Source organism: Porcincola sp. LCP21S3_C12 (assembly GCF_052118625.1).
GTDB lineage: Bacteria > Bacillota > Clostridia > Lachnospirales > Lachnospiraceae > Porcincola.
In genome coordinates, this window is the sequence record NZ_JBQKGW010000003.1 from 209,218 (window position 1) to 216,159 (window position 6,942).

Genomic DNA, 6,942 nt, shown 5'->3' on the forward strand with positions numbered 1-6,942 from the left:
CAGACTGATTCAAGAGACGCCGCAGGGATAAAGCCCTGGGGCGCCTTTTGATACATGACCGAAAACAGTTGTCCGGGAGGGGAAAAAGCACTATACTTTGTTAAACAGTATGCTTGGGCATACGGGGAAACAACGGGTGAAATTCATGTAAGGAAAGGCAGGGAGCGGAATGAAGAGAGTAGGTCTGCTGACTTCCGGGGGCGATTGCCAGGCACTGAATGCGACCATGCGCGGCATCGTAAAAGCATTGTCCAACAACATTGACGAGCTGGAAGTATATGGGTTCATGAACGGGTACCAGGGCATGATTCACGGGGATTACCGGCTTCTGACAAGCAAGGATTTCTCTGGCATTCTGACAAAGGGCGGAACAATCCTTGGATCTTCCCGCACGCCCTTCAAGACGATCAATGACCCGGACGAGAACGGGCTGAACAAGGTTGAAGCGATGATGCAGAACTACTACAAGCTTCGCCTGGACTGCCTGTATGTCCTCGGGGGGAATGGGAGCCAGAAGACAGCGAATCTTCTGAGCGAGAAGGGACTCAATGTCATCCATCTGCCGAAGACCATTGACAATGATATCTGGGGAACTGACATGACGTTCGGGTTCTACAGCGCTGTCAATATCGCGACGGAGGCGATCGACTGCATCCACACGACGGCGGCCTCTCACAACCGTGTCTTTATCGTCGAGATCATGGGGCACAAGGTTGGCTGGCTGACTCTGTACGCCGGGATTGCCGGAGGTGCGGATGTCATCCTGATCCCGGAAATCCCGTACCGGATTGACAAGGTGATCGAGGCTATCAACAAGAGAACAAAGTCAGGCAAGGGATTCACGGTTCTGGCTGTCGCGGAAGGCGCGGTCTGCGCGGATGACCTGAAGCTTTCCAAGAAGGAATACAAGAAGAAGATGGAAAGCAACCACTATCCGTCTGTTGCCTATGAGCTGGCAGACCAGATCCTCGCGAAGACCGGCAACGAGGTGCGTATCACCGTCCCGGGTCATACACAGCGGGGAGGGGCACCGTGCCCGTACGACCGTGCGCTTTCGACGAGGCTCGGTGTCGCCGGTGCAAAGGCGTTCATGGATGGAGAGTTCGGCGTGATGATCGGCATTGTCCACGATAAGACGGTCCGCCTGCCGATGAAGGAGAGCGCGGGCAAGCTGAAGGTTGTCGAGAAGGACAATCAGTTTGTCAAAGAGGCAAAGATGCTTGGCATCAGTTTCGGTGACGAGGATGTCTGACAGACCGGCCGCTGCTGCAGGAAGAGATCGGCTGCCGGGAACGTGAACCTTGTCCGGACAGGCGTCAGAAGCGGTGCGCGGCCGGAAGAAAAGCCGGAGACTCGTACCGGTCCGGAATGAATAAAGATAAGAGAAGGTGACAGACTGCCGCTCCGGATTCACTGGGGCGGCAGTCATTTTGTCAGACAGCTGCTCAGGCAAAAGTGTCCAGGTGGTTTGACAGGAGGAGAATTCGTGGGTTATCAGGCGCTTTACAGGAAATACCGCCCTCAGACATTTGAGGATGTAAAAGGGCAGGACGTGATCATCAGAACACTCCGCAATCAGATCCGGACAGGACGGATCGGCCATGCCTATCTGTTCTGCGGCAGCCGCGGGACCGGTAAGACGACTGTGGCAAAAATCTTTGCAAAGGCGATTAACTGCGAGAATCTGCAGGATGGCGATCCCTGCCTGACATGCAGAAGCTGCAGGGCGATTGCAGACGGGGCTTCCATGAATGTCATCGAGATGGATGCCGCGTCCAGAAACAGCGTCGACGACTTCAGACAGATTATCGATGAGATTGCCTATCCGCCTGCTGACGGCCGGTATAAGGTTTACATCATCGATGAGGTGCACATGCTGTCAGGGGCGGCCTTCAATGCGTTTTTGAAGACACTCGAGGAACCGCCGGCATATGCGGTGTTCATTCTGGCCACCACGGACCCGCAGAAGCTGCCGGATACCATCCTGTCGCGCTGCCAGCGGTATGACTTTCACCGGATTCCGTCAGATGTGATCGAAAAGAGGCTGCAGGAGGTCCTTGCGAAGGAACAGATTGAGGCAGAGGAGAAGGCTGTCCGGTACATTGCCAGGAAGGCAGAAGGCGGGATGCGTGATGCCCTGAGTATCATGGATCAGTGCGTCTCCTTTTACAGTGGCGGGAGACTGACCTATGAGCAGGTGCTTGATGTCCTTGGAACGGCGCCGCGGACGCAGTACGCGGTCATGCTGAGTCAGACGCTGCAGTTCGACTGCTCCGGCCTTCTTTCGACATTTGACAGCCTGCTGATGGGCGGACGGGATACGCGGCAGATCATCGGAGATTTTACCTGGTATCTGAGAGATCTGCTGCTGTTCAAGGCGTCCGGCGGCACGGCGGAATCGCTGAATCTGACAGATGAGGATGCGGAAGAGCTCCTCAAGGCAGGAAAAAATGTGTCAGAGGACAGGCTGATGTACCTGATTTCGGTGCTTTCAGAAGTTGCAGGTGACCTTCGGACCGCCTCGAATCCCCGGATCACGGCGGAAGTCGGGCTGATCAGACTGTGCCGGCCGGAAACTTCCGGGGCCGATCCCCTTGCTGCGGCAGCCCGCCTTGATGAGATGTCGCAGCAGACTGCCACACTGTCAGAGCGCCTGAAGCATGTGGAGGAGGCCCTCCGGGATGGCAGGGTGATCGCTGCTGCCGGAGCCGGACAGGATGGAGAGAAGGCTTCGGAGGAAGCGGGAGACGCAGGCCGCCGGAAGACACCAAAGCTGGTGGCGCCGGAACTGTTTTCACGGATTCAGGGGCAGTGGAAGAACACCCTTCAGGCAATGAAGGATCCTGGAACAGGAAGCATTATGGCGAATCTTGCAGAGCCGTGGTACAATTCCAGTGATCAGGAGACCTTGTATGTCGCCTTTGATGACGACTGGGTGAAAGCATATCGGGATAACCAGAAGGTAAAAGAGGAGTTTCAGGATATCCTGGAGGCCAAGTACGGTGTGCGCCCGGAGGTTCGGTTTGTCTCAAAGTGCGAGATGCAGCAGCGGACGGATTCTGTGCGGGTTCAGGACGCGGCAAGGATTGAGGGAATTGATTTTCCAATTGAGGAAGAGGACTAAGAAACAGCGAAGAGGAGAAGAGAGATGGCAAGAAGAGGCGGTTTCCCGGGCGGGATGGGCAATATGAACAACCTGATGAAGCAGGCGCAGAAGATGCAGAAGGCGATTCAGGAGCAGCAGGCAGCCCTTGAGGAAAAAGAGTATACGGCAAAGGCGGGCGGCGGTGCTGTCAGCATCACAGTCAGCGGGAAGAAGGAAATCACGAAGGTGACAATCGATCCGGATGCGGTTGACCCGGAGGATGTCGAGATGCTGCAGGACATGATTCAGGCTGCCGCAAATGAAGCGCTCCGGGCGGCTGACGAAGATGCCCAGAAAGCGATGGGCGGACTGACCGGCGGACTTGGAACAGGATTCGGGCTGTAAAAGATGGAGTATTATGGAAGTCAGATCAACAATCTGATCCAGCACCTGGCAGCGCTGCCGGGGATTGGCGGAAAGACTGCGCAGAGGCTGGCGTTTCACATCGTAAGGATGCCGAAGGACCAGGCAGACGCACTTGCAAAGTCGATTACAGACGCGAGGGAGCATGTGCGCTACTGCAAGGTGTGCGGGACAATGACGGACTCTGAGATCTGTCCGATCTGCGCAGACGGGAAGAGAGACCACAGTACCATCATGGTGGTGGAAAACAGCAGGGATCTCGCAGCTTATGAGAAGACCGGAAAATATAGCGGTGTCTACCATGTGCTCGGCGGAACCATTTCCCCGATGCTTGGGATCGGACCGTCTGATATCCGTCTGAAGGAGCTCATGCAGCGGCTGCAGGGGGATGTGAAGGAAGTGATCATCGCAACCGGATCCAGCCTGGAGGGTGAGACGACAGCGATGTACATCAGCAAGCTGATTAAGCCTACCGGAATCAAGGTTTCCCGCATTGCGAGCGGAGTGCCGGTCGGGGGAGATCTGGAGTATATTGACGAGGTGACGCTCCTGAGGGCGCTGGAGGGCAGGACCGAGCTTTAAGAGGATCGGACTCAACGATCGCATCGGCGGCGGGCGGTCTTAGCGGAAGGATGGGCTGATGAAGGATCAACTGAAAAAGTTCTGGGAGATGATCTCTTTCAGAACCCTCTGGGATCAGGATGAGGAGGACGACTGGGAGGATTTCGACACCAGGGAAGACTATATTTCCGGCTCAGACGGGAGAAAACATACCAGCCCGGTGATGAACCCGGTCTATATCTGGCTCATTGTGGCGGCACTGTGCGCAGTTGCCATCGCGGGTTGGCAGGCGATGAGCAGACGGCATCTGTATACCTCTTATAAAAAGACAGCTTCCTACAAGGGAAAGGATATTTCCGGCACATTCTACGCCAGGCTTGGCAGTGATTTTGTGAAATACGGTGCAGATGGTGTAACGCTTGTCAATGCCAGCAATGAGACGCTCTGGAGCAATGCCTATACCATGCAGGCGACGGCGTTTGACCAGTGCGGTGAATCGATCCTGATCTATGAACTGCAGGGAAACCAGGTCCTTGTAGCGGACAAAAGCGGGGTGATCGGACAATATCAAACCGACCTGCCAATCCTGAAGGGCTCTGTTGCGTCAAACGGTGTGAGTGCATTTCTGCTGAAAAGTGATTCGGATGTTCTGATCAGACTATATTCACCGAACGGTACGACGCTTGCGGAGGTGAAGCCGACACTGGAGCAGACAGGGCAGCCAATCGCGCTCGACCTTTCAGAAAAAGCGACCAGGCTGATGGTGTCGGCGGCGAAAGTCGGATCCGGAACCGTGGATGCAGAGGTTCTGTTCTATGATTTTTCGTCTGCGTCGGAGTCGGAAGAAAAACACGTAACCGGGAAAATCAGCTATACAGATGAGCTTTTTGGGGAAGTGTTTTTTGCGGATGACCGGACCCCGGTTGCGGTCGCAGACGACCGGTTTATCGTTTTCTCCGGGACCAAGGATCCGAAGGAGCGGGCCAATGTAGAAATCACCGGGGAGATTTCAAGTGTTTTTCACGATGAAGATCACGTGGGCTTTGTGTGCCTGAGCGACGATGCCGCGAACCGGTATGAGCTGTCTGTGTATACGATGAAGGGAAAGCAGACAATGGACACCTTGTTTAATGAAGGGTACCAGTCTGTTGTGTTTGACTCGGGCGAGATCCTGCTCTGGTCACAGCGGCACATGATGTCCTATACACCAGGCGGGATCAAACGATTTGACAGCGACTTTGACCAGAAAATAGGATTGTTCGTAAAAATACCTGGTTTCAGAAGATACTGTATTCTGTCCAACTCTGGAATCACCAGAATCAAAGCAGAGTGAGCAGGATCATCAGAAGGGGATCTCTATGAATATAATGCTGATCATTGTAAGCCTGGTGCTGCTGCTGTGTTCTGTAAGCGGCCTGATCGCCGGATTCCTGAAGAAGGCATCCGGCCTTCTTTCATTTATCCTCGCAGGGATGCTTGTGACGGCGCTTCTCCCGGCTGTGACAGGCTGGCTTCGAAATGACACTCCGCTTTATGGGCTGATCAGGGAACAGTGCGCAGCGGCGGCGGGTGAAATAGCGAAGAACACCATCGCGGGAACGTTTTCTTCCGCATCCGGTGAGGCGGGGAGCGGAAGTGGCTCTGACCAGATGCCGGCATTATCTTCGGCATCTCCCTCATCCGGAAATGGATCCTTCTACAATTCGGACGGTTCGGTCGACAGAGCTGCAGTGAAGTCCATGCTGGATCAGTATGGTTATGACGGCTCTGCGGTGGATCATCTGTCGGATGACCAGATCAAAGCACTGATCGCCCAGTATGCCGGTGTTTCAGCAGGCGTTCTGGGCGCTGGGGGAGCACCCCTGCTGATACTGGACCTTCCTGGAAATGCCTCGAATGTCTTACTTCGCCGGAATCTGTCCCGGCCTGAAGTGCTTCTGACGACTGCAGATAACGCAGCTGGCAGCACATCAGACAGGCAGAATCAGGGCACAGATACTGAATCGGAGAAAATGGAGGCGCTCTCTGCTCTGATGGGAAATATGACTGCGGCTGACAAACGTAAATTCATCGAATCTCTTCCGATTCCGCAGTATCTTCAGGAGCAGATGGAGACCTTCAACAACAGTGAGGGATACAAGAAACTGGGAGCGGATGACTTTGCGTCGTATATTGTCAATTACTTCGCAAACCTGATTCTGAACGTTGCAGCGTATATCGTAACGTTGCTGATTGCCTGGGGGCTCATCAGACTGGTAATCGGCGCAGTCGGTATTTTTTCACGGCTTCCGGTTATTCGAACAGTGAACCATGCGCTGGGGCTTGGAGCGGGCATCCTGCAGGGGCTCCTGATCGTATGGATGCTGATGATGATTCTCTCGTTCTTTGCCGCAACGCCAGCAGGACAAAGCCTGATGGTACAGGTCTACGATAACTCGTTTCTGGAGCTTCTTTACAACACCAACCCGCTGATGAAGGGAGCTTCCTCTGCCCTGAAGGGCATTGTGTAACAGAAGAAAGCACAATCCAGCTGCAGCTGATAGGGGCGCAGGATCACCGCACCCATGGGCATTATGGAACAGAAAAAGCGCTATACAGCTGCAGCGGCATGACGATGATAAAAAGGTGATAAAAACGGTGAGAAAAACATAAAAAAACAAGAAAAAGGTGTTGACATCCCTATTCCCCGGTGTTATTATAGCCGAGTCGCCGATGAAAAGGCAGACTTCATTAAACAAGTAAACCTGAACGGTGATGTGAGTACCTTGATAACTGAACAGTGAAACAACCTTGAAAGTTCTGAAAAGTTTTATTTAAGGAACTGACCTTTAAACAGTAAAAGGGATAAGAGATGTCAGTAACATCTTTGATCC

General features: G+C 53.8%; 6 protein-coding genes. All 6 read left to right on the forward strand.

The window, feature by feature from the left end; genetic code table 11:
• The first annotated feature begins 169 nt into the window (after positions 1-169).
• The 6 genes from ACTQ1N_RS02980 to ACTQ1N_RS03005 all read left to right on the forward strand — a co-directional run bounded on the left by ACTQ1N_RS02980 (position 170) and on the right by ACTQ1N_RS03005 (position 6,579).
• Entirely contained in the window at positions 170-1,252 is a 1,083-nt protein-coding gene (locus ACTQ1N_RS02980) for a 6-phosphofructokinase (RefSeq protein ID WP_441954465.1), read from the forward strand.
• A 234-nt stretch (positions 1,253-1,486) separates the two neighbouring features.
• On the forward strand, positions 1,487-3,124 hold the full coding sequence (gene dnaX / locus ACTQ1N_RS02985; protein ID WP_441954467.1) for a DNA polymerase III subunit gamma/tau: 1,638 nt from the start codon (positions 1,487-1,489) through the stop codon (positions 3,122-3,124).
• A 24-nt stretch (positions 3,125-3,148) separates the two neighbouring features.
• Entirely contained in the window at positions 3,149-3,490 is a 342-nt protein-coding gene (locus tag ACTQ1N_RS02990) for a YbaB/EbfC family nucleoid-associated protein (RefSeq protein ID WP_441954469.1), read from the forward strand.
• A 3-nt stretch (positions 3,491-3,493) separates the two neighbouring features.
• Entirely contained in the window at positions 3,494-4,090 is a 597-nt protein-coding gene (gene recR, locus ACTQ1N_RS02995) for a recombination mediator RecR (protein ID WP_441954471.1), read from the forward strand.
• Between the two features lie 58 nt (positions 4,091-4,148).
• Positions 4,149-5,402, forward strand: coding sequence for a DUF5711 family protein (locus tag ACTQ1N_RS03000; RefSeq protein WP_441954473.1), 1,254 nt, complete (start codon positions 4,149-4,151; stop codon positions 5,400-5,402).
• A 25-nt stretch (positions 5,403-5,427) separates the two neighbouring features.
• Entirely contained in the window at positions 5,428-6,579 is a 1,152-nt protein-coding gene (locus ACTQ1N_RS03005) for a CvpA family protein (RefSeq protein ID WP_441954475.1), read from the forward strand.
• The last annotated feature ends 363 nt before the right edge of the window (positions 6,580-6,942 follow it).

Bases quoted from the DNA above. Each gene is read 5' to 3' on its own strand.
- ACTQ1N_RS02990 (WP_441954469.1), top strand. From the start codon at position 3,149: ATGGCAAGAAGAGGCGGTTTCCCGGGCGGGATGGGCAATATGAACAAC.
- ACTQ1N_RS02980 (WP_441954465.1), top strand. From the start codon at position 170: ATGAAGAGAGTAGGTCTGCTGACTTCCGGGGGCGATTGCCAGGCACTG.
- recR (WP_441954471.1), top strand. From the start codon at position 3,494: ATGGAGTATTATGGAAGTCAGATCAACAATCTGATCCAGCACCTGGCA.
- ACTQ1N_RS03000 (WP_441954473.1), top strand. From the start codon at position 4,149: ATGAAGGATCAACTGAAAAAGTTCTGGGAGATGATCTCTTTCAGAACC.
- ACTQ1N_RS03005 (WP_441954475.1), top strand. From the start codon at position 5,428: ATGAATATAATGCTGATCATTGTAAGCCTGGTGCTGCTGCTGTGTTCT.